Origin of the sequence: Nonomuraea sp. NPDC048881, from assembly GCF_040649795.1 — a bacterium.
Classification (GTDB): domain Bacteria; phylum Actinomycetota; class Actinomycetes; order Streptosporangiales; family Streptosporangiaceae; genus Nonomuraea.
The window spans coordinates 769,690-793,518 of the sequence record NZ_JBEZGC010000002.1 but is presented as its reverse complement, the minus strand read 5'-3'; the positions used below and the strand labels follow the sequence as shown (position 1 = coordinate 793,518).

The 23,829-nt window shown below is 72.2% G+C and carries 21 protein-coding genes; 5 read left to right on the top strand and 16 right to left on the bottom strand.

The features are described 5' to 3' along the window. Positions 1 to 5: 5 nt before the first annotated feature. Positions 6 to 335, bottom strand: coding sequence for a DUF485 domain-containing protein (locus tag AB0C33_RS09205; protein ID WP_358285279.1), 330 nt, complete (start codon positions 333 to 335; stop codon positions 6 to 8). Between the two features lie 165 nt (positions 336 to 500). Further along, the gene (locus AB0C33_RS09200) at positions 501 to 1,679 is read right to left on the bottom strand and encodes an aminotransferase class I/II-fold pyridoxal phosphate-dependent enzyme (protein WP_358285277.1); all 1,179 of its coding nucleotides are present in this window, start codon (positions 1,677 to 1,679) and stop codon (positions 501 to 503) included. A gap of 11 nt (positions 1,680 to 1,690) precedes the next feature. On the opposite strand from AB0C33_RS09200, the gene AB0C33_RS09195 reads away from it, so the two are divergent. Then, positions 1,691 to 2,683, top strand: coding sequence for a LacI family DNA-binding transcriptional regulator (locus AB0C33_RS09195; protein ID WP_358285275.1), 993 nt, complete (start codon positions 1,691 to 1,693; stop codon positions 2,681 to 2,683). A gap of 1,696 nt (positions 2,684 to 4,379) precedes the next feature. Here AB0C33_RS09195 and AB0C33_RS09190 read toward each other — a convergent pair. The 6 genes from AB0C33_RS09190 to AB0C33_RS09165 all read right to left on the bottom strand — a co-directional run bounded on the left by AB0C33_RS09190 (position 4,380) and on the right by AB0C33_RS09165 (position 9,558). After that, positions 4,380 to 5,867 (bottom strand): cation acetate symporter, encoded by a 1,488-nt coding sequence (locus tag AB0C33_RS09190; protein ID WP_358285273.1) that lies wholly within the window; start codon positions 5,865 to 5,867, stop codon positions 4,380 to 4,382. 19 nt (positions 5,868 to 5,886) lie between these two features. Continuing rightward, the gene (locus AB0C33_RS09185; RefSeq protein WP_358285271.1) at positions 5,887 to 6,357 is read right to left on the bottom strand and encodes a hypothetical protein; all 471 of its coding nucleotides are present in this window, start codon (positions 6,355 to 6,357) and stop codon (positions 5,887 to 5,889) included. Next, positions 6,354 to 7,103 (bottom strand): LytTR family DNA-binding domain-containing protein, encoded by a 750-nt coding sequence (locus AB0C33_RS09180; protein WP_352324464.1) that lies wholly within the window; start codon positions 7,101 to 7,103, stop codon positions 6,354 to 6,356. The genes AB0C33_RS09185 and AB0C33_RS09180 overlap by 4 nt, the downstream gene beginning before the upstream one ends. Before the next feature lie 112 nt (positions 7,104 to 7,215). Further along, positions 7,216 to 8,394, bottom strand: a complete 1,179-nt coding sequence (locus tag AB0C33_RS09175) for a histidine kinase (RefSeq protein ID WP_352356966.1) — start codon at positions 8,392 to 8,394, stop codon at positions 7,216 to 7,218. A 46-nt stretch (positions 8,395 to 8,440) separates the two neighbouring features. Next, positions 8,441 to 8,854, bottom strand: a complete 414-nt coding sequence (locus AB0C33_RS09170; protein ID WP_358285268.1) for an HIT domain-containing protein — start codon at positions 8,852 to 8,854, stop codon at positions 8,441 to 8,443. Continuing rightward, positions 8,851 to 9,558: a DUF1838 family protein gene (locus AB0C33_RS09165; RefSeq protein WP_358285265.1), complete on the bottom strand. Its 708-nt coding sequence runs from the start codon at positions 9,556 to 9,558 to the stop codon at positions 8,851 to 8,853. Before AB0C33_RS09165 ends, AB0C33_RS09170 begins: the two co-directional genes overlap by 4 nt. A gap of 52 nt (positions 9,559 to 9,610) precedes the next feature. Here AB0C33_RS09165 and AB0C33_RS09160 point away from each other — a divergent pair, with 52 nt between their 5' ends. Together AB0C33_RS09160 and AB0C33_RS09155 are read left to right on the top strand one after the other, a co-directional pair. Further along, on the top strand, positions 9,611 to 11,167 hold the full coding sequence (locus AB0C33_RS09160; protein ID WP_358285262.1) for an MFS transporter: 1,557 nt from the start codon (positions 9,611 to 9,613) through the stop codon (positions 11,165 to 11,167). A gap of 5 nt (positions 11,168 to 11,172) precedes the next feature. Then, positions 11,173 to 11,769 (top strand): helix-turn-helix domain-containing protein, encoded by a 597-nt coding sequence (locus AB0C33_RS09155; RefSeq protein WP_358285260.1) that lies wholly within the window; start codon positions 11,173 to 11,175, stop codon positions 11,767 to 11,769. Here the strand turns inward: AB0C33_RS09155 and AB0C33_RS09150 are convergent. Genes AB0C33_RS09150 through AB0C33_RS09130 form a run of 5 tightly spaced genes read right to left on the bottom strand, consistent with a single transcriptional unit; the run spans position 11,756 to position 14,365 of the window. Beyond that, positions 11,756 to 12,205, bottom strand: a complete 450-nt coding sequence (locus AB0C33_RS09150) for a protease inhibitor I42 family protein (protein WP_358285258.1) — start codon at positions 12,203 to 12,205, stop codon at positions 11,756 to 11,758. The two genes, AB0C33_RS09155 and AB0C33_RS09150, sit on opposite strands and share 14 nt — an antisense overlap. Then, complete coding sequence (locus AB0C33_RS09145) at positions 12,202 to 13,140, bottom strand: YihY/virulence factor BrkB family protein (protein ID WP_358285256.1); 939 nt, start codon at positions 13,138 to 13,140, stop codon at positions 12,202 to 12,204. The genes AB0C33_RS09150 and AB0C33_RS09145 overlap by 4 nt, the downstream gene beginning before the upstream one ends. 2 nt (positions 13,141 to 13,142) lie before the next feature. Then, the gene (locus AB0C33_RS09140; RefSeq protein WP_358285254.1) at positions 13,143 to 13,775 is read right to left on the bottom strand and encodes a DUF3618 domain-containing protein; all 633 of its coding nucleotides are present in this window, start codon (positions 13,773 to 13,775) and stop codon (positions 13,143 to 13,145) included. After that, entirely contained in the window at positions 13,772 to 14,149 is a 378-nt protein-coding gene (locus AB0C33_RS09135) for a phage holin family protein (protein ID WP_358285252.1), read from the bottom strand. Before AB0C33_RS09135 ends, AB0C33_RS09140 begins: the two co-directional genes overlap by 4 nt. 51 nt (positions 14,150 to 14,200) lie before the next feature. Next, complete coding sequence (locus AB0C33_RS09130) at positions 14,201 to 14,365, bottom strand: hypothetical protein (protein ID WP_358285249.1); 165 nt, start codon at positions 14,363 to 14,365, stop codon at positions 14,201 to 14,203. A 79-nt stretch (positions 14,366 to 14,444) separates the two neighbouring features. Between AB0C33_RS09130 and AB0C33_RS09125 the strand changes: the two genes are divergently transcribed. Together AB0C33_RS09125 and AB0C33_RS09120 are read left to right on the top strand one after the other, a co-directional pair. Continuing rightward, positions 14,445 to 17,372, top strand: coding sequence for a DEAD/DEAH box helicase (locus AB0C33_RS09125; protein ID WP_358285247.1), 2,928 nt, complete (start codon positions 14,445 to 14,447; stop codon positions 17,370 to 17,372). Between the two features lie 2 nt (positions 17,373 to 17,374). Further along, positions 17,375 to 18,148, top strand: a complete 774-nt coding sequence (locus AB0C33_RS09120) for an SWIM zinc finger family protein (protein WP_358285245.1) — start codon at positions 17,375 to 17,377, stop codon at positions 18,146 to 18,148. A 2-nt stretch (positions 18,149 to 18,150) separates the two neighbouring features. Here AB0C33_RS09120 and AB0C33_RS09115 read toward each other — a convergent pair whose 3' ends face one another. From AB0C33_RS09115 to ctaD, 3 genes are all read right to left on the bottom strand, one after another. Then, positions 18,151 to 19,089, bottom strand: coding sequence for a diacylglycerol kinase family protein (locus tag AB0C33_RS09115; RefSeq protein ID WP_358285242.1), 939 nt, complete (start codon positions 19,087 to 19,089; stop codon positions 18,151 to 18,153). 78 nt (positions 19,090 to 19,167) lie between these two features. Further along, the gene (locus AB0C33_RS09110) at positions 19,168 to 21,918 is read right to left on the bottom strand and encodes an immune inhibitor A domain-containing protein (protein ID WP_358285240.1); all 2,751 of its coding nucleotides are present in this window, start codon (positions 21,916 to 21,918) and stop codon (positions 19,168 to 19,170) included. Positions 21,919 to 22,119: 201 nt separating this feature from the next. Then, on the bottom strand, positions 22,120 to 23,817 hold the full coding sequence (ctaD, locus tag AB0C33_RS09105; protein WP_358285238.1) for a cytochrome c oxidase subunit I: 1,698 nt from the start codon (positions 23,815 to 23,817) through the stop codon (positions 22,120 to 22,122). Between the last annotated feature and the right edge of the window lie 12 nt (positions 23,818 to 23,829).

Genomic DNA, 23,829 nt, shown 5'->3' with positions numbered 1-23,829 from the left:
GGAACTCACTGCGTCTTCTCCTCGACCTCGTGACGGAGCTTGTCGGCGATCGGGTCGAGCTTCCTCTCGGCGTGCCGGGCGTACGCCCACGCGATGAGGAACGTCGAGACGAACTGCAGCAACCCGAAGATCAGCCCGACGTTGATGTCGCCGAACAACTTGATGCCCATGAAGCCGCGGGCCCAGCCGGACAGCACCACGTACAGCAGGTACCACACCAGGAAGGCCACCGTCATGGGGAAGGTCCAGCGGCGGAAACGCCGCTTCAACTCCTGGAACTCACTGCTCTCCTGAACCTGTTCATAGACGGACGCGTCATGTTCTCTGGTCGTCACGAGACCTCCACTGTGATGCGGATCACGCTCAACGTAAGAGCGCAACCTACCCGTCGTGGAGAGCCGTGGGGGTGCTGTTCGGCGAGCCGCTCGCGTACCGCGATTAGTTGGGGATGGCCTGCGGTGAAAGGTCTGTTCGGCGCGATGAGCGGTCGGGTATTCCGTTCACCCCGATATCGGACGCGGCGGGCCGGGCAGGGCGCTCAGCGCCTGATCCAGGTCCTCGACGAGGGTCGCGGCGGGCTCCAGGCCGATCGACAGGCGGGCCAGGCCGACGGGGATGCCCATGGTGGCCCGTACGCTCTCCTCGACGGTCAGGGCGGGGGCGTTGACCAGGCTCTCGAAGCCTCCCCAGGACACCCCGATCCTGAAATGTCGTAATTTATCGAGGAAAAGTGCGGCCTGCTGGCGATCGTCCGTGGCGAGTTCGATGCTGAACAGGCTGGAGAAGCCGGACATCTGCCGCAACGCGGTCGCATGGCCCGGATGCGAGGGCAACCCCGGATGGTTCACCGCCCGTACGGCGGGATGCCCCTCCAGGAACGCCGCCACGGCCAGCCCCCGCTCCTGGTGGGCGGCCATGCGCACGGGCAGCGTGCGCAGCCCCTTGATCACCTTGGCCGCGTCGTGCGGCGACATGGCCGCGCCGTAGAGCTGGTACTCCGTCAGCGCCAGCGGCCGGATCAGCCGGGCCGGCCCGACCACCACGCCGCCGACCAGGTCGCTGTGCCCGCCGACGTACTTGGAGAGCGAATGCACGACCAGGTCCACGCCCAGCGTCAGCGGTTTCTGGAACAGCGGCGTGGACCAGGTGTTGTCCATGACCGTGACCAGCCCGCGCCCGCGCGCCCAGGCCGCCACCTCGGCGATGTCCACGATCGCGTACGCCATGTAGGAGGGCGACTCGAAGTAGAGTAGGCGGGTACTCGCCCTGATAGCGCTGTCACATCCCGCGAGGTCGTCGACGTGCGTATGCGTGACGCCGTACTTCTCCAGGTAGCGCAGGAACTGCGTGGTCGGCCCGTACACCGCGCCGAGCACCAGCACATGGTCGCCGGCGGAGACGAGCGAGGAGATCGTCGCCGAGATGGCGCCCATCCCCGAGCCGAAGCACTTGGCCCGCTCACCGCGCTCCAGCGCGGCCAGCTTGCGCTGCGCCACGTCGACGGTCGGGTTGGTGCCGCGGCCGTAGACGTACCGCTCGTCCTCGTCCCGGATCGCGGCTCCCAGCTCGGCCGCCGTCCCGAAGGTGAACAACGAGTTCTCGAACACCGGCGGGTTCACCGCGCCCAGTGTCCACGGCTCGTCCTCGCCCATCCGGCCGCAGATCCATTCATCCTCCATGGGGGCAGACTATGACAACGCGTAAGCCCACCATGGCGGACGTCGCCCGGCACGCGGGCGTCAGCCTGAAGACGGTGTCCCGCGTGGTCAACCAGGAGCCGCACGTCCGGGCCTCGCTGCAGCAGCGGGTGCACGACTCGATCAGCGCGCTCGGCTTCCGCCGCAACGAGGCCGCCGCCCGGCTGGCCCGCGGTGCGACCATGCTCACGCTCGGCCTGGTGATGGAGAACATCTCCAACGAGTTCTATGCCCGCCTCGCCGCCGCGGTGGAGGCGGCCGCGGCCGAGCACGAGGCGCTGGTGGTGTTCGGTTCGTACGAGGAGCGTCCGGACAAGGAGCGCATGCTGATCGAGTCGATGCACGCGCGGGGCGTGGACGCGCTGATCGTCGTGCCCTCGCCGGCCGACCACTCCTGGCTGGCCGAGCACGGCGGCCCGCGCACGGTCTTCGTCGACCGCGTGCCGCGTGGGCTCGACCGGGCCGACGTGGTGAAGCTCGACGACGAGCGCGGCGGCCGGACGGCCACCGCGCACCTGCTCGCCCACGGGCACCGCCGCATCGCGCTGATCTCCGACGACGACGGACTGAGCTCGGTGCACGACCGGGCCCGCGGCTACCGGGCGGCGCTGCGCGAGGCGGGGGCGGCGGCCGACGAGGCGCTGGTGGTGCGGGGGGTGTTCGATCCCGGGCGGGTGTCGTACGAGGTGGGGCGGCTGCTCGACCTGCCCGACCCGCCGACGGCGTTCTTCGCGACGAACAACCGGGCGGCGATCGGCGTGCTGGAGGCGTTGCGGGAGCGTCCCGAGCGGCCGGCGTACGTGGGGTTCGACGACTTCGCGCTGGCCGGCCTGTTCAGCCCGGGGGTGACGGTGGTGCGGTACGACATCGGCCGGCTGGCGCGCGGCGCGGTGGAGCTGCTGCTGGATCCCGTCCGCGAGCCGCGGCGGATCACGGTTCCCGTGGAGCTGGTCGTCCGGGGGTCCGGGGAGTTGCCGCCTGCCTGACCTTCCGGTCAAACCTCCCCCAAGTCCCCTTATGTCGGAGCCTGATGGGATACGGGAGGGGTAATCGCAGGTCATGGCCGAGAGCAGCCCGTACCGCGATGACCGTACGCCCGAGGAGCAGGCGCTCGGCTCCGGCGCGTCGGCGCCCGCCCGTCCGAGCCCTGAGGTCTGCCTGGAGATCTCCGAGATGCGGGTGGAGGAGGCCGGGCCGGAGGGCCGGGCCCCGGGTGCCCGGCGCGGCGGCGCGCAGGCGCGGGCGACGCTGCGGGTGCGGCTGGACGACGTGGCGCACCTCATCGACCACCTCCTGAACGCCGCCCCCCGCCTCCTGGACCACCTGCCCTCGACCACCGCCACTCCCCCACCCCGCACCGCCCGCCACGCCTTCCCCACCACCACCCCACCCTCCACGCCCACACCCTCCCTTCGGGACTCCCTGTCCTCGGGGAAGACCGCTGCGGGGACGCCTGCCTCGGCGGCGCGGGGAGGCGGGGTGCGGGGAGGCCGACCGGAGGAGGGCGGCGGGGTGCGTCGGGGGTGGCCGAGGGGTGGCGCCCCCTCCTGGCGACCGGAGCGGAAGCACGCGGGCGACCTGGGAGCGGCCACCGGACGGACCATCCACCACGCGGCCCCCGGCGAGGAGGCCCCGCACACCGTCCCGGGACACGAGGTGCTCGACGTCGAGACCCACGCCGGCACGGCCGCCAGACCCATGACCGAACAGGCCGCCCGGCACAGCGACGCCTCCCACCCGACGCCCCCGACCAGACCGTACTTCGCCCCCGACGAGGGAACCCTCCCGGACGAGCTGCCCTCGCCCGCGGGCAGTCGTTCCCGCGCGGCCCGGTCCGGCGGCCGAGACCCGGGGCCCGGCCGTTCCAAGACACCGCCCACCGGCGTCGGTCACCGCCCGGGGCTGGACCCTCCGCCGCAGGAGCCGTCCCATCCGGGCCTCGCCCACCGGATACCGTCCCAACCCGGCCCTCGGTCACAGGCGTCGGCCCAGCCCGCCCACGCGCCGCAAGCACCAGCCCAGCACCAGCCCGGCCGGCCCGCGACCCATCCCGGCAGCACGCCGCAGGAGTGGACCCCTTCGCACGTCCCACCCCAGGGGACCGCCCAGCCGCGCCCAGGCCGAACCCCGGCCCCACCCGACACCGAGCCAGAGGGGTCGGCCCGGCCGGACGTCGCGAGGGAAGGGGCGAGTCAGCCCTGGCCCGGCCGAAGCACGTCCGCACGCGCCGCCGGCCCGTACCGCCCCGGCCTGGACCCACCACCCCAGAGCGAACAGCATGACGACCAGGGCGGCATCCCGCGCCCCACGCCAAGCGACCGCAAGCCCCGAGCCGCGAGCGCCCCGGGAAGCCCAGCCACATCAAGGGCAGCAGGCGGCGCGGGGGCCGTGGGCGGCGCTGGGACCGAAGGCGGCCCTGGGAGAGGACGAGGTGCCGGAGCCGGGGCGGGTGCCGGCGATGTGGCGCACAACGAGGGTGCCAGTGGAAACGGGGTGGCGTCGGAGCGCTTGGGAGGCGTCGCCGCGGGCTGGTCGTGAAGGGCGGGAGGGCGCAAGGGCGGGCAGACGCCCACCGGCACGCTCCCGCGCGTCGGCCGCCCGCGCAACCGACGGCCCGGGCACGGGACCGACGGGCGGACGAGGGACCGGCGCGGGACGAGGGACCGGAGGGCCGGGGGCGGGTCATGGGGAGCGGGGGTGCCAGTCGCCGCGGTCCAGGTCGAGGTTCTCCGGGGTGTGGAGGCGGACCATCGTGCGGGCCACGCCGGGCGGCACGCGGTGTGGCGTCAGGAACGACACCGACACCATCACCGTGAACGCGATCGGCACCGTCCAGGCCGCCGGCTGGGCCAGCAGCGCCCCCGTGAGCCCCTCGTACGGCCCCCCGGTGATCGTGGCGAGCACGGCCGAGCAGGCGAGCCCGCCCCCCACGAACAGCCCCGCCAGCGCCCCGGTGGTGGTGAGCCGCCGCCACCAGATGCCCAGCACCAGCAGCGGGCAGAACGACGAGGCGGCCACCGCGAACGCCAGCCCCACCACGTCCGCGACCGGCAGCGCCCGCGCCCACAGCGCCAGCGCCAGCGGCACGGCGACGGCCATGAGCGTGGCGATCCGGAACGAGCGCACCCCGCCCTTCAGCAGGTCCTGCGCGATCACCCCGGCGACGGACACGGTCAGCCCCGAGGAGGTGGACAGGAAGGCCGCGAACGCCCCGGCCGTCACGAGGGCGGTGAGCAGGTCGCCGAGCGTGCCGCCGATCATGCGGCTGGGCAGGGTGAGCACGACCGCGTCGGTGCGCACGAGGTCGGGGGCGTAGAGGCGGCCGAGCCAGCCGTACAGGGCGGGCAGCAGGTAGAACGCGCCGAGCAGGGTCAGCACGACCAGCGTCGTACGGCGGGCGGCCCGGCCGTCGGGGTTGGTGTAGAAGCGCACGAGCACGTGCGGCAGGCCCATCGTGCCGAGGAACGTGGCCAGGATCAGCGAGTACGTCGAGTAGAGCCCGTACTCCTTGGCCCCGGCCAGCGGCATCTGCCAGGTGGTGGCGTCCTGGACGCTGAGGGCGGGCGCGCCGTCGCCCTTCCAGGCCAGCAGCAGGAACACCAGCGGCACGGCCAGCGCGGTCAGCTTGAGCCAGTACTGGAACGCCTGCACGAACGTGATCGACCGCATGCCGCCGGACAGCACGTTCACCGCCACCACACCCGCGACCAGCAGCCCGCCCGCCCACACCGGCGCCCCGGTGATCGTGCGCAGCACCAGCCCGGCGCTCTGGAACTGCGGCATCAGGTACAGCCATCCGATCAGGACGACGAGCACGCTGGCGGTCCTGCGCACGGTCATCGACTCCAGCCTGGCCTCGGCGAAGTCGGGCAGCGTGTACGCCCCCGAGCGCCGCAGCGGCGCCGACACCAGCACCAGCAGCACCAGGTAGCCGCCGGTCCAGCCGACGGGCAGCCACAACATGTCCACGCCGTAGGACAGGACGAGCCCGGCGACGCCGAGGAAGGAGGCCGCCGACAGGTACTCGCCGCCGATGGCGGAGGCGTTCCACAGGGGGCTGACGGTCCGGGAGGCGACGTAGAAGTCGGAGGTGGTGCGGGAGAACCTGATGCCGTACGCGCCGATGAGCACGGCCGCCGCCATCACGACGACCACCGCGGTGAGGCTCACGAGGGGCCCTTCGCGCCGGTCACCGGCGTTCCACCAGCTCGGCGAAGTGGCGTTCGTTGCGCTCTGCCTGGCGGACGTACAGCCAGGCGCCGATGACGAAGGCGGGGTAGATGAGCCCGGCCAGCACCGCCCACGGCAGGGAGACGCCGAGGACGTCCACCTCGCGCAGTTCGGGGATGAGCAGGAACAGCAGCGGCAGGCCGCCGACCACGCAGGCCAGCACGGTGCAGACGAACAGGGCGAGCCGGAACTGGGTGCGCAGGAGCGAGCGCATGTAGACCTCGCCGAGGCGGGTCTGCTCGTCGATCTCCCTGGTGGCCGGGTAGCGGGGGCGGCGGGCGGCGGCGGTGCGCGGGCTGGTGACGCTGACCCGGCGCGGCGTCTCGGAGCGGCGGAAGGCGTCCATGCGGCGGGCGGCGTCGGTGCGGCGGGCCGCGGGGTCGGTGCGCGGCGACCCCGCCGGACGCCCCGGCCGGGGATCGGAGGTCATTCCGTCCTGCCCTTCCTGGCGCGGCGGACCAGCAGGTCGCGCAGCTCGCGGGTGTGCCGCCGGCTCACCGGGAGCTCGGTGTCGCCGACCCGCACGCTGCACCGGCCCGAGTCGATGTGCAGTTCCTCGATGTGCTTGACGGCGACCAGATGGCTGCGGTGCACCCGGACGAACCCGGCCGGGGCCCAGCGCTCCTCCAGCGTGGCGAGCGGGATGCGGACGAGGTGGCTGCCGTTCGCGGTGTGCAGCCGGGCGTAGTCGCCCTGGGCCTCCACGTAGAGGACGTCGGCGCTGGAGACGAACCGGGTCACGCCGCCCAGCTCGACGGGGATGGTGTCGCTCTCGCCGGTCTCGGCGGGCACGTCGGCCGAGACCGCCACGCGCCTGATGGCCTCGGCGAGCCGTTCGGGACGTACCGGTTTGAGCAGGTAGTCCTCGGCCTTGATCTCGAAGGCGTCCACCGCGTGCTCCTCGTACGCGGTGACGAACACGACCCGCGGCGGGTTGGCGAACTGCGACAGCAGCCGTCCGAGCACGACGCCGTCCAGGCCGCGCATGCGGATGTCGAGGAAGACGGCGTCGATCGGGCGGCCCTCGGCGATGCCGCGGTCCAGCAGGCGCAGCGCGGCCGCCCCGTCGCGCGCCGTCACCACCTCGCCGATGCGGGCGTCGGCGCGGAGCAGGTAGGACAGGTCCTCCAGCGCGGGGAGCTCGTCGTCCACCGCCAGGACGCGCAGCCCGGTCACACGTCACTCCTCACACCTCGAATGCATTAGACAGTGATGAAACCGGCACCAAACGTCAAGGCCGTCACGGCGGGGTCACAGGTGGGGGCAGGTGTGGGAAGTCGGCGGGAGGTCAGCGGGCCGAGACGCCGGGGTGGTACTTCGGCAGGCGCACGTTGACCTTGGTGCCCGCGCCCGTGCCGGTCTCGACGACCAGGCCGTACTCGTCGCCGTAGACCTGGCGGAGCCGTTCGTCGACGTTGGCCAGGCCGACGCCGCCGGTGGGGGCGATCTCGCCGGCCAGGATGCGGCGCAGCCGGTCGGGGTCCATGCCGAGGCCGTCGTCCTCGACGCTGATGCGGCACTCGGCGCCGGCGTCCTCGGCGATGATCGTGATGCGGCCGACGCCGTTGCGGCTCTCCAGGCCGTGCCGGACGGCGTTCTCGACCAGCGGCTGCAGGCACAGGAACGGCACCGCGACCGGCAGCACCTCGGGGGCGATGCGCAGGGTGACCTGCAACTGGTCGCCGAACCTGGCGTGTTCCAGGGTGAGGTAGCGCTCGATCGAGTGCAGCTCCTCGGCCAGCGTGGTGAACTCGCCGTGCCGCCGGAAGGAGTAGCGGGTGAAGTCGGCGAACTCCAGCAGCAGCTCGCGGGCGCGTTCGGGGTCCGTACGGACGAAGGAGGCGATCGTGGTGAGCGAGTTGTAGATGAAGTGCGGCGAGATCTGCGCGCGCAGGGCCCGGACCTCGGCCTCCATGAGCAGCGTGCGCGAGCGGTCGAGCTCGGCCAGCTCCAGCTGCGAGTTGACCCAGCCGGCCACCTCCTGCGCCGCCCTGACCAGGCCGGCCGAGGCGTTCTGCCCGTAGGCGGCCAGCGCGCCGACCAGGCGGTCGTCGGTGGTCAGCGGGACGACGACGGCGTGCCGGATCGGGCATTCGAGCAGCTCGCAGTCGATGGTGAGCACCTGGGTGCGGCCGTCCCGCAAGGTGGCCGCGGCGTGCTCGAACGCCTGGGCGGCGTGGTGGTCGCCGGCGCCGTCGTAGACGAGCAGGCGCTCGCGGTCGGTGATCGCGAGCGCGGCCGAGCCGAGCAGCGCGCGCAGGTGGCGGGAGGCGCGCTCGGCGCCCTCGGGGGTCAGCCCGGCCCGCAGCGGCGGCCCGGCCATGGAGGCGGTGTGCAGGGTCTCGAACGTGGCCCGCTCGGCCGGGCTGGTGCCCAGCTCGCGGCGGCCTCGCATGACGCGCCAGAGCACGATCGCGGGCACGCCCACCAGCACGGCCACGACGGCGACGCCGACCAGGTACTCCACGCGCCCCGAGCCTAGCGCCCACCGCCGCCCGTGCCGCCCGCCGCCCTCACTCGGCCGCCAGCGCCTTGGCGACGGCCGCCGCGTAGGTCTCGGCCTCCTGCGCGGACTCGTAGGTGGTGCGCGGCCAGAAGAAGCCGCGCAGCCCGTCCTTGCGGTTGCGCGGCACGACGTGCACGTGCAGGTGGGGCACGCTCTGGCTGACCCGGTTGTTCATCGCCACGAACGTGCCGGCCGCCTCCAGCCCCTCCTCCACGGCCCCGGCCATGGCCTGCACCCGGGAGAAGAACGGCCCGACGTCGGCGAGGTCGGCCAGCGTCTCGACGTGCAGCCGGGGCACGACGAGCACGTGCCCCTTGAAGACCGGGCGGGTGTCGAGGAAGGAGACGGCCACCTCGTCGGCGCTCACCACGTGGGCGGGACGCGCGCCGGCGATGATCTCGCAGAACAGGTCGGTGCTCACCGCCCGACCTTATCGGCGAAGGCCGTCCAGCTCGTCATGTTGGGCGCGGTCCACTCGTCGGGGGCGTGCAGGAAGCGCTCGCCGACGCGGTCGCGCAGCCGCCCGGGGACGTCGGCGACCTTGGCCCCCCGGCAGTGGTAGACCAGCCCGCCCGGCCGCTGTCCCATGGCCATCCAGGGCAGCCAGGGCGAGACCCGGCACCAGGAGAAGACCGCCGGCACGTCGGGCATGCCGGACTCGACGTCGGCGGCCGAGGCGAAGAACTGGAAGAGCTCCAACGCCCGATACGTATCCCGAGCCGAGTTTTCCGGATATTTCGCGACAGGTAGTGGCGAAGGGTAGGAAAGGCGGATGTCGGCGTTGTAGACGACCTGCTCCCCCAACCGCGTCACCGGCACCGGATAGGCCCCGAGCCGCTGGTTGACCGGGTCGTTGAAGACGTGCTGCACCTCGACGGACCGCCCGGTGAGCGGGTTGTCCCACACGTCGATCGGTTCCCTGGTCCTCGGGTCGAGGTAGAGCGCCGCCTCCCTGGTCAGCAGCTCCCAGCCGCCGTCGGCCGGGCGCGCCCGCGCCACGTTCAGCCCCTCGAAGCCGAACAGGTGATGGGGGCCGTCGTCGTCCTGCCAGCCGTAGACGTCGCCGGTCCAGTAGGAGATCGTCTCGGCGCCGTCGGCCGAGGCACGCACCCGGATGAAGTCCATGATCCGGAGCTTACCCCTTGTTTCGAGACAGCATGTTGCTATCTTTAGAGACATGGTGTCGCTAAATGAGCGGACCCGGCAGAGCTGGCTCCCGCTGATCGTGCTCGGCGTCGGGATGTCGATGATCATCATCGACGCGACGATCGTGAACGTCGCCGTCCCCGCGATCATGGGCGATCTGGGGTTGTCGGCCACGGACGTCGAATGGGTCAACTCCATCTACTCCCTGGCCTTCGCCTCCCTGCTCATCCCCCTCGGCCGGACCGGCGACGTGCACGGCAGGCGCCGGATGTTCGCCGTCGGCCTGGTGGTGTTCCTGGCCGCGAGCATGCTGGCCGCCTCCGCGCCGAGCGGCGCGCTGCTCATCGCCGCCCGCGTCGTCCAGGGCGTCGGGGCGTCCATGGTGGTCCCGATGACGCTGGCGATCATCAACTCCCTCTACACGGGCTCGCGCCGGACGATCGCCTTCGCCGTCTGGGGCTCGATCATCGGCGGCATGGCCGCGCTCGGCCCGCTGCTCGGCGGCTGGGTGGTGACCGACTTCGGCTGGCGCTGGGCGTTCTGGGTGAACCTGCCGATCGGCCTGCTCGTGCTGCTCGGCACGGCCCGGGTGCCCGAGTCGAAGGACGCGGCGGCGGGCGGCTCGGACGTCCCCGGCGTGCTGCTGTCGGTGGTCGGCCCGGCCGCGCTGGTGTTCGGCCTGATCGAGGGCCAGCGCTACGGCTGGTTCACGCCGACCGGCGAGGCCACGCTGTTCGGGTGGACCTGGCCGCTCGGCGGCATCTCGCCGATCCCGTTCGCCTTCGCGCTCGCGGCGCTCGCGCTGGCCGCGCTGCTGCTGGTCGAGCGCTCGCGGGCACGATCGGGCCGCCCGGTCGTGCTGGACCTGTCGCTGTTCGCCATCCCCTCCTTCAGGTACGGCGGCGCCGCCGCGATGATCATCAGTCTCGGCGAGTTCGGCCTGATCCTGGTGCTGCCGCTGTTCCTGCAGGCGGCCATGGGGTTCACCGCGTTCGCCACCGGCCTGATCATCGCCTCGCTGGCCGGGGGCACGTTCCTGGCGGGCGGCCTCGTCCCGCGGCTCGACCTGGCGCCCAGGGTCATCGTGCGGCTGGGGCTCGTCCTGGAGGCCGTGGGCGCGATCGCGATCGGCCTGGCCGTCTCCCCCTCGCTCGGCCCGTGGACGCTGGTGCCGTGGCTCGTCCTGTACGGCGTCGGCGTCGGCTTCGCCTCGGCCCAGCTCCCGAACGTGATGCTCGCCGACGTGCCCGCCCGCCGCTCCGGCGTGGCCTCCGGGCTCCAGAGCACGATCCGCCAGCTCGGCGCCGCCGTCGGCATCGCGGTGCTGGGCGCCGTCCTGGTCACCGGCCTGGACGCGGCGATGGCCGAACGCCTGCCCGGCGAGCCCGCGCTCGGGCAGGCCGTCCGGGAGAGCGCCGGCGCGGCCATCGCGGCGATCAGGGAGCCGGCCGACCACGCCGCCGCGGTCGCGGCGGGCGCCGACGCCACCCGCCGGGTCACGATCGTGACCGGCCTCGTGCTGTTCGGCGGCGTCGGGGCGACGTTCCTGCTGCCCGATACTGGGAGGAGACGACGCGAGGAGGAGTGAGTCCGGTGCCGAGGATCAGCGCGGCGACGGTGGCCGACCATCGGGCCAGCCAGCACGCGGCCCTGCTGGCGGCCGCCATGGAGGTCCTGGCGGCCGAGGGCCCGGCCGGGCTCACCCCCGCGGCCGTGGGCGCGCGGGTCGGGCTGGCCCGCTCCAGCGTCTACCGCTACTTCTCCTCCACCGCCGACATCCTGGCCCAGCTCGTGGAGGACGCGATCCCCCGCTGGGCCGACCGGCTCGTCACGGCCACCCGCGACGGCGGCCTGGAGGAGCGGGTGCGCGCCTTCGGCGCCGTGTCGCTGGCGTTCGTGACCAGCCCCGACCACGCGCTGCTGCGCGCGGTGGCCGCGGTCGACCTGCCCGCCGAGTGCCGCCACCGGCTCGACCAGCTGCACGAGTCGATGATCGAGCCGCTGCGCGGGCTGCTCGCCGAGGCCGGGGAGCCGCATCCCGACCTGGTGGCCCACCTGGGGTGGAGCATCCTGGGCGAGGGCCGCCGCCGCCTGGCCGCGTGCGCCGGCTCCGGCGAAGGCGCCGAGGCCGAGGTGATCACCGCGACCACCCTCGACGTGTTGTGCCGGGCCGTGCTCAGCGCACGGTGATCTCGAAGACCGCCTCGCCCGACTGCCGCCTGCTCTGCTCGTCGGGCGGCGTCGAGCTCTGGCCGCACCGCCAGCAGTCGCGCAGCGTGATCTGGGCGGTGCCCGGGCTCTTGGTGTTGAAGACGAAGTAGGCGGTGCCGCCGCTGCCGGGGCCCTGGCCCGCGCTCTTGCGCTCCTCGCTGATGTAGGAGGCCACCCTGGCGTCGGGCACCGCCGCCAGCCGCCAATCGTCGCCCACCGAGGGGTTGTCCGGGACGGCCAGCGAGAACCGCTGCCCGGGGCGCAGCTCGGCGCGCACGGTCGTGCCCTTGGCGCCCCTGACGACGGTGCCGAAGTCGCTGACCGCCGAGCCGTCGCCGCAGCCGGCCACCAACCCCGAGGTCAGCCCCGAGGTCAGCAGGGCGAGTGCGGCGACGACGGCCTTTCCACGCTTCACTCGGGAAGGCTATCCGCCTTCGGCGGGTCCCGGGGCTCCACGTACGGCTCCTGCCCGACGGGCTCGCCCTCGGCGATCTGGCGTTCCCTGATGAGCTCGGCGTCCAGCTCGGCGCCCAGCAGCAGGGCCATGTTCGACAACCACAGCCAGATCAGGAACACCACGACGCCGGCCAGCGTGCCGTAGGTCTTGCCGTAGGACCCGAAGTGGGCCACGTACAGGGCGAAGCCGGCGGAGACCACGACCCAGAGCACCACCGCGAGCAGCCCGCCGGGGGTGATCCAGCGCACGCCGGGCTGGCGCACGTTCGGCGCGGCCCAGTAGAGCACCATGATCAGCCCGGCCGCGACGAGCGCGAGCACCGGCCATTTCAGGATGTCCCAGGCCGTCACCAGCGCGCTGCCCAGGCCGAGCGCCTTTCCGACGCTCCTGGCCAGGTCGCCGGTCAGCGCGACGGAGATCGCGCCGAGCGCCAGCAGCACGGTGGCCAGCACGGTGAGCCCGATCCGGAGCGGGGTCACCTTCCAGAACGGACGCCCCTCGTCGATGTCGTAGATGGTGTTGCCGGCCCGGATGAACGCGCCGATGTAGCCCGACGCCGACCAGAGCGCGACCAGCAGGCCGACGATCGCCACCAGGCCGGCCGACGCCGCGTTCTCCTGGACCGACCGCACGCCCGTGACGATCAGGGAGCGCACCTCGTCGGGCGCCAGCACCACGAGGTTGCCGACCAGGGTGGCGGTGTCGCGCCTGCCGAGCAGGCCGAACACCGACACCAGCACGATCAGCGCGGGGAAGATGGACAGGACGGCGTAGTAGGTGAGCGCTGCCGCGAGGTCCTGGACGCCGTCGTTGCGGAACTCGACGACGGTGCGTTTGAGCACGCTCCACCAGGCCCTGCGCGGCAGTTCCGCAGGTCTTTCGGGGGAACGCACGCCTACTTCGCCCTGTTGCGCTTCCTGAGCCGCCGCACGACGAGGGCCGTCACCGCCGCCGCCGCGGCCAGCAGCAGCACCGGACGCTTGCGCGCCCCGGTGGCGGCGTCCTTGACCTGGTGGGGGGTGGCCTCGCGGACCTTGCCCGCGACCTCGCCGGCCATGCCCTTGGCCGTGCCGGTCACCTCGGCGGCCTTGCCCTTGGCCACGCCGGTCATCTCGGCGACCTTGCCCTTGGCCATGCCGGCCGCCTCGGCGGCCCGGCCCTTCAGGTCGGCCTTGTGGGCCAGGGCGCTGACCGTGTCGCCCAGTTCGTTCCTGGTCTCCTTGATGCTTTTTCGCACGTCGTCCTCTTCCTCGTCGTCCTCGCCACGGCCCCCGCCCCCGCCCAGCGACTCCTCCTCGACCGCGCGGCTCTCCACCGCCTCGGTCCGGTCGTCCGGCATGGGGGTCTCGGGGATGAAGGTCTCATGTTCCTGCCGGGCCAGTTCGGCCCGTTTCGCGTTCTCCGCAGCCCCCGGTCTCGTCGGAGGCACGTTGATCGACTCGCGTTCGGTCGGCGTGCCGACGGTCGCCCTGCGGGCGCCCACGTCACCGGCGTGCTGCTCGCTGTATCCGGGGTCCGTCTCGCTCATCGGCGTGCCCTCTCCTTGACCATGTCGATATCGGCCTTGACGCTCGCGATGGTCTCCTCGGGGACCGGCGTGGCCTGTTTCACCTGGTTCTTTCCGGTCAGGCCGAGCAGGGCGGCGGCGATGAGCAGGACCGCCCCCACGATCGCGGCGGCCGCCCACGCGGGCATGACCAGAGCGAGGAGCAGGACGACGGCGGTCACCAGCGCGGCAGCGCCGAAGAACGCGGCCATCCCGGCCGCGCCGAACAGCCCCGCGCCGAACCCGGCGCGCCTGCCCTTCTCCGCAAGCTCCAGCCTGGCCAGGCGCAGCTCGTCCTTGACGAGCCTGGAGACCTGGTCGGACAGATCACTGACCAGCTTGTGGGTATCGTTCACGACGTCGCCTCCTCCGCTGAGGAAGGCGACTACCCAGCTGACCGCCTGTTATTACCTCTTGGCGGCCTTCAGCAGGAACCGGAGGACGGACGCCACCGGCGACTCGGGCGCCTCGCACCAGTTGTCGGGCTGCTTCGGCTTGCTCCACGGTGCGGGCAGCTCGCACGAGGGAGCCTGCGGCTCAGGCCGCTCACACCACGATCCGGGAGTGTTCATCCTTCGATGGTACGACCTCCGGCCCGGCCCGCAGAAGACTCGCGGACCGGTCGCTCCAGGCCGGCGGTAACCTGCCGGGGTGCTGGTACACGGGGTGTGGGCGGGCGACGGGCTCGCCTTCTGGGGAGAGGTTCCCGGCCGGGCCGCCGCCGTGTCCCGTGGGGCGGGCGCGCGGCCCCATCCGTTCGCCGCGTCCCCTGCCGAGCTGGCCGGCGCGCCGGGCCTCGGGGTGGGCGGGCCGTCCAGGGAGCTGGAGCTGCTGCTGCCGGGGGCGGCCAAGGGGCCGCTGCCCTCGCCGGAGACGGGGCTGCTGACGGAGGTGGTCAGGCCGCGGCTGCTGCCGTGGCGGGTGCCCGCGGTCGTGCTGCCGCCCGCCGAGGCCCTTGCCGCGCTGGACGGCCTTCCGGGCGACGCCACCGCCACCGTCCGCCACTGGGCCGCCGTCGCCGCGCTCGCCCGCGACCTGGTGGGCCGTGGCCGGGTCGTCCCCCAGCTCGTCCCCGTGCCCGATGCCGACGGGGCCTTGCCGGGTGCCGACGGCGCCGCGCTGGCCCTGTGGCGGCCCGTGCTGACCGGGGCCGACGCCGCCTACTTCCGCGACCTGGCCCTGGCCATGCCGCCCGCCTGCCGCACCTGGGCCGCCGAGCGCCCGGCCGCCGGGGTGCAGCTCCAGGCGCTGGAGGCGTTCACCGACGCGCTCGTCCGGCAGGCCGTCACCACTCCCCTGGCCGCCCCCTCCGCCGCCGCCCCGGCGACGCCGCGGGAACGGTGGCTGGCCGCGCTGACCGGCGACCCGGCCTGCCCCGACGACCCGGGGCTGCGCGAGGAGCTGGACCGCTGGCGGGCGGCCGTCACGGCGGCCGAGGGCGCCACCCGCGTCTGCTTCCGCCTGCTCGAACCGGCCGACGGCGACGACTGGCGGGTCGAGCTGGCGCTGCAGGCCGCCGACGACCCCAGCCTGTACGTCCCGGCCGCCCGCGTCTGGGACGGCGAGAAGGGCCTGCCCGGCCGGCCGGAGCGCGAGCTGCTGGCCGGGCTCGGCCGGGCCGTGCGGCTCTACCCGGAGCTGGACCGGGCCCTGCGCGTGCCGGAGCCGAGCGAGCTGGCCCTCGACACGGCGGGCGCGTTCGGCTTCCTGCGCCAGGCCGCGCCGCTGCTCCAGGCGGCCGGGTTCGGGGTGCAGCTGCCGCGCTGGGCGGGCCGTACGCGGCTCGGGCTCAAGCTCACCACCAGGACCAAGCCGCAGACGGCGGCCGTCAGCCAGGGCTTCGGGCTGCGCGAGCTGGTCGACTTCCGCGTCGACCTGGCGGTGGGCGAGGAGACGATCAGCGAGGCGGAGCTGGCCGAGCTGGCCAGGCTCAAGGTGCCGCTGGTCCGGGTCCGCGGCCAGTGGGTGGAGCTGGACGACCGGCAGCTCAAGGCCGCGCTGCGGGCCGTGGAGGGGGTGCGCGCGGGCGAGGCGGCCGCGGCCGACCTGCTGCGCCACGTGATCCAGGGCGACGACGAGCTGCCGTTGCTGGCGGTCGACGCCGACGGCGTGCTCGGCGACCTGCTGTCGGGCCAGGCCGAGCGGCGGCTCACCCCGCTCGCGACCCCGCCGGGCCTGGACGCCGTGCTGCGGCCCTACCAGGAGCGTGGGCTGGCGTGGCTGAGCTTCCTGTCGGAGCTGGGCCTCGGCGGGGTGCTCGCCGACGACATGGGCCTGGGCAAGACGGTCACCACGCTGGCGCTGCTCGTCCACGAGCGGGCCGGCGCGCCCACGCTGCTGGTCTGCCCGATGTCGCTGGTGGGCAACTGGCAGCGGGAGGCGGCCAGGTTCGCCCCGGGGCTGCGCGTGTACGTCCACCACGGCCCCGGCCGGGACGCCGCCCGCATCGCGGCGGCCGACCTGGTGATCACCACGTACGGCACCGCCCACCGCGACCTGGAGATCCTGCGGGAGCACGAGTGGCGCCGGGTGGTGTGCGACGAGGCCCAGGCGATCAAGAACAGCGGCACCCTCCAGGCCCGCGCCGTCCGGTCGATCCCCACCGGCACCCGCCTGGCCCTGACCGGCACGCCCGTCGAGAACCACCTCGCCGAGCTCTGGTCGATCATGGAGTTCGCCAACCCCGGCCTGCTCGGGCCGCGGGCCCGCTTCCGCACCCGGTTCCAGGAGCCCATCGAGGCCCGCCAGGACGAGCAGGCCGCCGATGCGCTGAAGCGGGCGACGGGCCCGTTCATCCTGCGCCGCCTCAAGACCGACCGGTCCGTCATCTCCGACCTGCCGGAGAAGATCGAGATCAAGGAGTGGTGCCCGCTCACCCCCGAGCAGGCCACCCTCTACCAGGCCGTCGTCGACGACATGCTGGCCCGGATCGACGACAGCGAGGGCGTCGAGCGGCGCGGCCTGGTGCTGTCGGCCATGGCCAGGCTCAAGCAGGTCTGCAACCACCCGGCCCACCTGCTCAAGGACGGCTCCCGCCTGGCCGGCCGGTCGGGCAAGCTGGCCCGGCTGGAGCAGCTGGCCGAGGAGGTCCTGGCCGAGGGCGAGAAGGCGCTGCTGTTCACGCAGTACGCCGAGTTCGGCACGATGCTCCAGCCCTACCTCGCCCAGCGGCTCGGTCGCCCGGTCCTGTGGCTGCACGGCGGCCTGCCCAAGAAGACCCGCGACCGTCTGGTCGAGCGCTTCCAGCACGACCCGGAGCCGATGTTGTTCCTGCTGTCGCTCAAGGCGGCCGGCGTCGGGCTCAACCTGACGGCGGCGAGCCACGTCGTCCACGTCGACCGCTGGTGGAACCCGGCCGTGGAGGACCAGGCCACCGACCGGGCCTTCCGCATCGGCCAGCGCAGGAACGTCCAGGTGCGCAAGCTGATCTGCGCGGGCACCCTCGAAGAGCGCGTCGACCAGATGATCGAGCGCAAGAAGGCGCTGGCCGAGCGGGTGGTCGGCGCCGGCGAGGAGTGGCTGACCGACCTGTCCACCGACGAGCTGCGCGAGGTGTTCCGCCTCACGGGAGGGTCCTGACCATGCCCGGCTGGTACGACGGCGGCGGCCCCATCGAGGTCGAGGGCGGCCTGCGGGCCCGGTCGCGGCGCGGCAGCATCGGCTCGGCCTGGTGGTCCAGGCGCTTCGTCGACATCCTGGAACGCGTCTGCGACAAGGGCCGCCTGTCCCGCGGCCGCGCCTACGCCCGCAAGGGCCAGGTGCTCTCGATCGACCTGTCGGCGGGGCTGGTCCGGGCGTCCGTGCAGGGGTCGCGGCCGAAGCCGTACGACGTCGTGGTCAGGATCGACGTCTACGGCGAGGACGTGTGGGCGCGGCTGGAGGAGGCCGTCGCGGCGCAGGCCGTCCACCGGGCCAGGCTGCTGGCCGGGGAGATGCCGGTCGAGATCGAGGAGCTGTTCGCCGCCCATGGCGCCGACCTGTTCCCGCGCGACCTGGACATGGAGTGCTCGTGCCCCGACTGGAGGTTCCCGTGCAAGCACCTGTCGGCCGTGCTCTACCTGCTGGCCGAGTCGTTCGACGACGACCCGTTCCTGGTGCTGGCCTGGCGCGGGCGCACCCGCGAGCAGCTGCTCGGCTCGCTGGCCGACGACCCGCCCGCGCCCGACCCGCTGGAGGTGGCCGACGTGCCGTTCGCCGACCGGCTGGCCGACTTCTACGCCCCCGGCGCCACCGCGCACCGCCCGGAACGCCGCCCCGCCGCGGCCGCCCCCGACCTGCTGCCGCGGGTCTTCCCGCCGCCCGCCGGCCTGGCGGACGCGCTCGCCCCCGCCTACCGGGCGCTGGGCGAGGGCTGAGGTCAGTTGTCCTCGAAGGAGTCGGGGACCATCACGCGCACGCCGTTGGGCACCACGCGCAGCGTGATCGGGGTGCGCAGGCGCACCTCGCCGTCGACGTCGGCGGCCATCGGCGGGTCGGTCTCCAGCAGCATCTCCCGGCCGACCACGAACGGGCCGCCCGCCAGGCTGCGCCAGCGGCCGGTGGTCGCGCGCAGCAGCGTCTCGCCGAGCAGGCGCAGCTTCTTGCCCGAGCCGAGCTGGTAGGCCACCAGCATGCCGTTGTCGATGCTGATGTCCTTGGCCACCTGCCAGCCGCCGTGGAAGCGGCCGTTGGCGATGTTGAGCTGGTGGGTGAGCAGCTCGTGGCGCTGGCCCTCGACGGTGATGTAGGCCCGGAAGGGCCGGTGGCCCGGCAGGACGGTCAGCGCGGTCATCGGGTAGGCCGGACGGCCCACGATGCGCTTGAGCCACGGCTTGACCCGGCCGGCCACCTCGACCGAGACGCCGAAGCTGGCCAGGTTGGCGAAGGGCCGGTCGCCGGCCATGCCGAGGTCGATGTCGGCGACCTTGCCGGTGGAGAACACCCGGATGGCGCCGGCCAGGTCGAGCGGCAGGCCGAGGCTCCTGGCGAAGTTGTTGGTGGTGCCGAGCGGCAACACGCCGAGCGCCACGTCGCGGTGGGCGACGTGGCGCACGGCCGAGGAGAGGGTGCCGTCGCCGCCGCCCACGATCAGCAGGTCGGGGTCGGTGGCGAGGGCGGTGTCGAGCAGGTCGCGCAGCCGCTTGGGGTTGTAGACCGACAGCTCGGCCAGCGGCTCGAACCCCAGGTTGTGCAGCTGCTCGATGACCTCGAAGTAGTGGCGGCGGCCGCGGCGTGAGCGAGTGTTCACCACCACCGCCACCCGGCGATCCCGCCGGATCGCCTCAGTGTGCTCGATCTTGGTGCGCAGTTCGCTCATGGTCATCAATCGTAGGCGCTGTGTCCGCCGCTCCGTGCTGGATCGGGGGGCCGCCGGAGACCCGGCGGCCCCCTCACGCTACTTCTTGGGCGGGACGACCTGGACGATGGCGCCCAGGTTGCCCGGCAGCTGGCTGATCAGCTTGAACTGCACGCCCAGCGCCTTGCCCTCGTCGCCGGGGTTGCCCGAGCCGGCCACGTGGCCGTCGCCGAGGTCGGTCCCGTACAGCTCGGTGGCGGGGGTGCCGTCCAGGTGCACCACGCGGGTGCTGTACGGCTGGTCGCCCTTGCTCGGCACCACCGCGGAGGCGTCGAAGTCACGGTAGTAGAGCGAGCCGTTCTGCAGCTCGAAGCCCGGAACCCAGGTCTTCGCGTCGGTGAAGGACGACACGCCCCTGAGCGCGGGGATGTTGGTGCAGTACTCGCTGAACGGCTCGTCCGGCGCCTCCAGGCACTCCTTCAGCGGGTACGTCTGGTCGAAGGAGAAGGCCGCGTTCGAGGACTGCGTGCGGCCCTCCAGGTTCTTGTGCCTGGTCGGGTCCTTCTGGGCGGCGGTGCCGGTGCGGCGCAGCGGGTCGTAGTGCGAGTCCACGACCAGCAGGCTGCCCTTGGAGCCGATGCTCGGCGGCAGGGTCAGGTTGTTGGCCACCGAGTTGTTGGTGAAGGTCGAGTCGCGGTACCAGACCAGCAGGCCGGGCGCGTTGTACTTGACCTTCTCGACCTTCCACGCCCCGTCGCGGGAGTAGTTGGTGTCGTAGGCGTACTGCAGGCCCTTGTCGAAGCCGTCGAAGTTGCGCCACTCGGCGAGGTAGAAGCGGGAGATCTCGCGCGAGCCGTTGTTGACGGTCCAGCCCTGGCCGCTGGTGTTGGTGAACGTGCCGCCGGTGGCCTTCCAGCCGTTCTCGCCGTTCTCGACGTCGTCGCTCCAGACGGCGGTGCCGCCGTTGGTGAGCGAGAAGTCGTCGGCGTGCCAGCCGCGCGGCTCGAAGGCGGCGTCGGTGTTGTAGGTCAGGCGCAGCTTGATCGACTGCCCGGCGTACGGCGTCAGGTTGACGTAGTCGTGCCGCCACTGGCCGCCGGTGTCACCGGTGAGCCCGTACTTCTTGTTGCCGAACGTCTTGAGGTTCTTGTTCGGGTCGGGGTAGCCGTCGGGGGTGGTGACCTCGGCGCCGGCCTCGTCGTAGACCTTGAGCTGGGTCCAGGTCTGGCCGCCGTCGGTCGAGACCTCCACGAAGCCGAAGTCCCAGTCCTGCTCGATCTCGTAGTTGTTCCACATCCAGAACCGCACGTCGGAGCCGGCGGGCACCGGGACGTCACGGGTCAGGGTCTGGTTGGCCCAGTCCTGGTCGAGGTTGGACCACCAGGCCTTCGTGCCGCTGTGCGGGTCGATCATCTTCAGCGGCGTGGAGGCCAGGTTCACCCGGACGCCGTCCTCGGTGTACTTGGGCGTGCGCGAGGACTGCCCGACCGTGACGGACTGGGCGGCGTCACCCGGGTTGAACGTCTTCGGGTTGGCCCAGCCGAGCACCCACTTGTCCCACAGGCCCATGTGCGTGGGCATGGACTGGAAGATGGGGCCGGAGTGGGAGCCGCTGGACATCAGGTCCCAGAAGTCCACCGCGGAGCTGGCCTGGCCGCTGGTGTCGTACAGGTCGGGCAGGCCCAGGTCGTGGCCGTACTCGTGGGCGAAGACGCCGACGCCGGAGTCCTCGGGCTGCACGATGTAGTTGGAGATCTTCTTGTCGCTGCCGGGGATCTTGTAGCCGCCCGCGACCGCGCTGGAGTGCGCCCAGATGGCGTAGGTGCCCTCGGCGCCGCCGTCGGAGGACTTGTCCTTGCCGGCGTGCACCATCACCAGGTGGTCGATGACGCCGTCGGGCTCGTTGAAGTTGCCGTCGCCGTCGGAGTCGGCCACGTCCTCCTGGTCGTAGTCGGCCCACGGGAAGTTCGGCTGGGCCGCGGCCAGGGCGTTGACCGTGTCGATGGCGAGCTGGCCCGCGCCGGTCGGGTTGCTGGGGTGCCCCGACATGTCCTGCGGCTGGCCGCCACAGGCCGCGGCGCCGTAGTACGCCTCGGAGTGGGGGGCCTTGATCCAGCCGACGGCCGAGCCGGTGACGGAGTAGGCGCCCTTGGACAGCTCCTCGTACATCTTCTTCATCGTGAAGCCGGAGATGTCGATGCCGGGCTTGCCGTCGCGCGGGTCCTTGAGGTCCTTGCGCACGCGCTCGGTGATGCCCTCGTCGCTGTAGAGCATCTTGTTGAAGTGGTCGGTGCTGAAGTCCTTGAGCCAGAAGGAGTTGTTGTCCTTCTGCGGCAGCGTCGCCGGGTCGGGGATGTTGTTGTGCAGCGGGCCGTTCTTCAGCGTGCCCGGCGGCTCGACCACGCAGTCGTCCGGCGGGCTGTCGGTGGTGCGCAGCCGGTTGAAGCCGGAGAAGTCGTCGTTCGCCTGCTCGTTGAACTCGACCAGGACGGTGAGCAGCTTGGCGGTCTTGACCTGCTTGGAGTTCTTGAAGATCCATTCAGCCGGGTTGCGGCCGGTCCTGATCGCCTGGTTCTCGCGGGCGGCGAGGACGCGGGCCGCGGCGGGGTTCCCGCTGACGAACTTCCTGTCGAACTTCTCCGCCGGTGAGAGCGAGCGGGCCTTGCCCTTGTTCAGGCCGGGTTCCTGCGGCTCCTTCTCGACCCGCGGGGGAGCGTAGTTGATGTAGTAGTCCGCCGCCGTGGGCTGGTAGCTGGCCACTGACGTGGCCTGGGCCGCCGGGACGGTCAGCGCGGCGCCGAGGAGGGCGACCGCCGGGAACACGACTAACAGGCGCTTTGAGCTTGGCACCAGGTACCCTCTCTGCCCGGGGTCGCCGGGCGCATGGCCATAGGGTGTGCAATGCCGGACGCTAGAGGGTGGATAAACGGGTCGTAAAGTACGTTGTTGAAACGTGATCAAACTACGACATTTTGACCAACAGAATTGCCGTGGCGGCGTCGCCCGCAATCGCCGCGCATAAACGGAACGACGCGATCTTGAAACGCCGTACTAGTCGGCGGCGAGCACCGGCGGCGGCTGCTCGGGGCCGGGGTCCGGCTCCACGGCGGGCGTCGCGTCCTCGTGCGGGTAGTGCAGGTCGAACGCGGGCCGCTCCGAGCGGATCGGCGGCATGCCGGTGAAGTTGTGCCGCGGCGGCGGGCAGGAGGTCGCCCACTCCAGCGAGTTGCCGTAGCCCCAGGGGTCGTCGAGCGTGACCCTGGGCGCGTGCCTGGCCGTCCGGTACACGTTGTAGAGGAACGGCAGCGTCGAGGCGCCGAGCAGGAACGCCCCGGCCGAGGAGATCTCGTTGAGCGCGGTGAACCCGTCGGCCGCGCTGTAGTCGGCGTACCGGCGCGGCATGCCGAGCTGGCCGAGCCAGTGCTGGACGAGGAACGTGGTGTGGAAGCCGGCGAACAACGTCCAGAAGTGCACCTTGCCGAGCCGGTCGTCCAGCATCTTGCCGGTCATCTTCGGCCACCAGAAGTAGAAGCCGGCGAACATGGCGAACACCACCGTGCCGAAGACCACGTAGTGGAAGTGGGCGACGACGAAGTAGGTGTCGCTGATCTGGAAGTCCAGTGGCGGCGAGGCCAGGATGACGCCGGTCAGCCCGCCGAGCAGGAACGTGACCAGGAACCCCACCGCGAACAGCATCGGCGTCTCGAACGACAGATGGCCGCGCCACATCGTGCCGATCCAGTTGAAGAACTTCACCCCCGTCGGCACCGCGATGAGGAACGTCATGAACGAGAAGAACGGCAGCAGCACCTGCCCGGTCGCGAACATGTGGTGCGCCCACACGGTCATCGACAGCCCGGCGATGGCGATGGTGGCCCCGACCAGGCTCAGGTAGCCGAAGATCGGCTTGCGGCTGAACACCGGGATCACCTCGGTGACGATCCCGAAGAACGGCAACGCGATGATGTAGACCTCGGGATGGCCGAAGAACCAGAACAGGTGCTGCCACAGCAGCGGCCCGCCGTTCGCGCCGTCGAAGACGTGCGTGCCGAGCTTGCGGTCCGACTCCAGCACCAGCAGCGCGGCGGCCAGCACGGGGAAGGCCATCAGCACGAGCATGCTGGTCAGCAGCACGTTCCAGGTGAAGATCGGCAGGCGGAACATGGTCATGCCGGGGGCCCGCATGCCGATGATCGTGGAGATGAAGTTGACCGCGCCGAGGATCGTGCCGAGGCCGGACATCACCAGGCCCATGATCCACAGGTCGCCGCCGACCTGCGGCGAGTGGATGGCCGACGACAGCGGCGTGTAGGCGAACCAGCCGAAGTCGGCGGCCCCGCCCGGGGTGAGGAAGCCCGCCAGCACCATCAGCCCGCCGAACAGGAACAGCCAGTACGCCACCGCGTTCAGCCGGGGGAAGGCCACGTCGGGCGCGCCGATCTGCAGCGGCATGACCACGTTGGCGAACCCGGCGAACAGCGGCGTGGCGAACAGCAGCAGCATCACCGTGCCGTGGATGGTGAACAGCTGGTTGTACAGCTGCTGGCTGACCACCTGCATGCCGGGCCGCGCCAGCTCGGCCCTGATCAGCATGGCCATGACGCCCGCGACGAGGAAGAAGCCGAAGGAGGTGATCAGGTAGAGGTACCCGATGACCTTGTGGTCGGTCGTCGAGAGCCAGGAGGCGATGACGGTCCCGGTACGGCGGCGCCTGACCTGCTCGATCGAGGTGTCCCGAACAGTCGTCACGGCTGCTCCCTC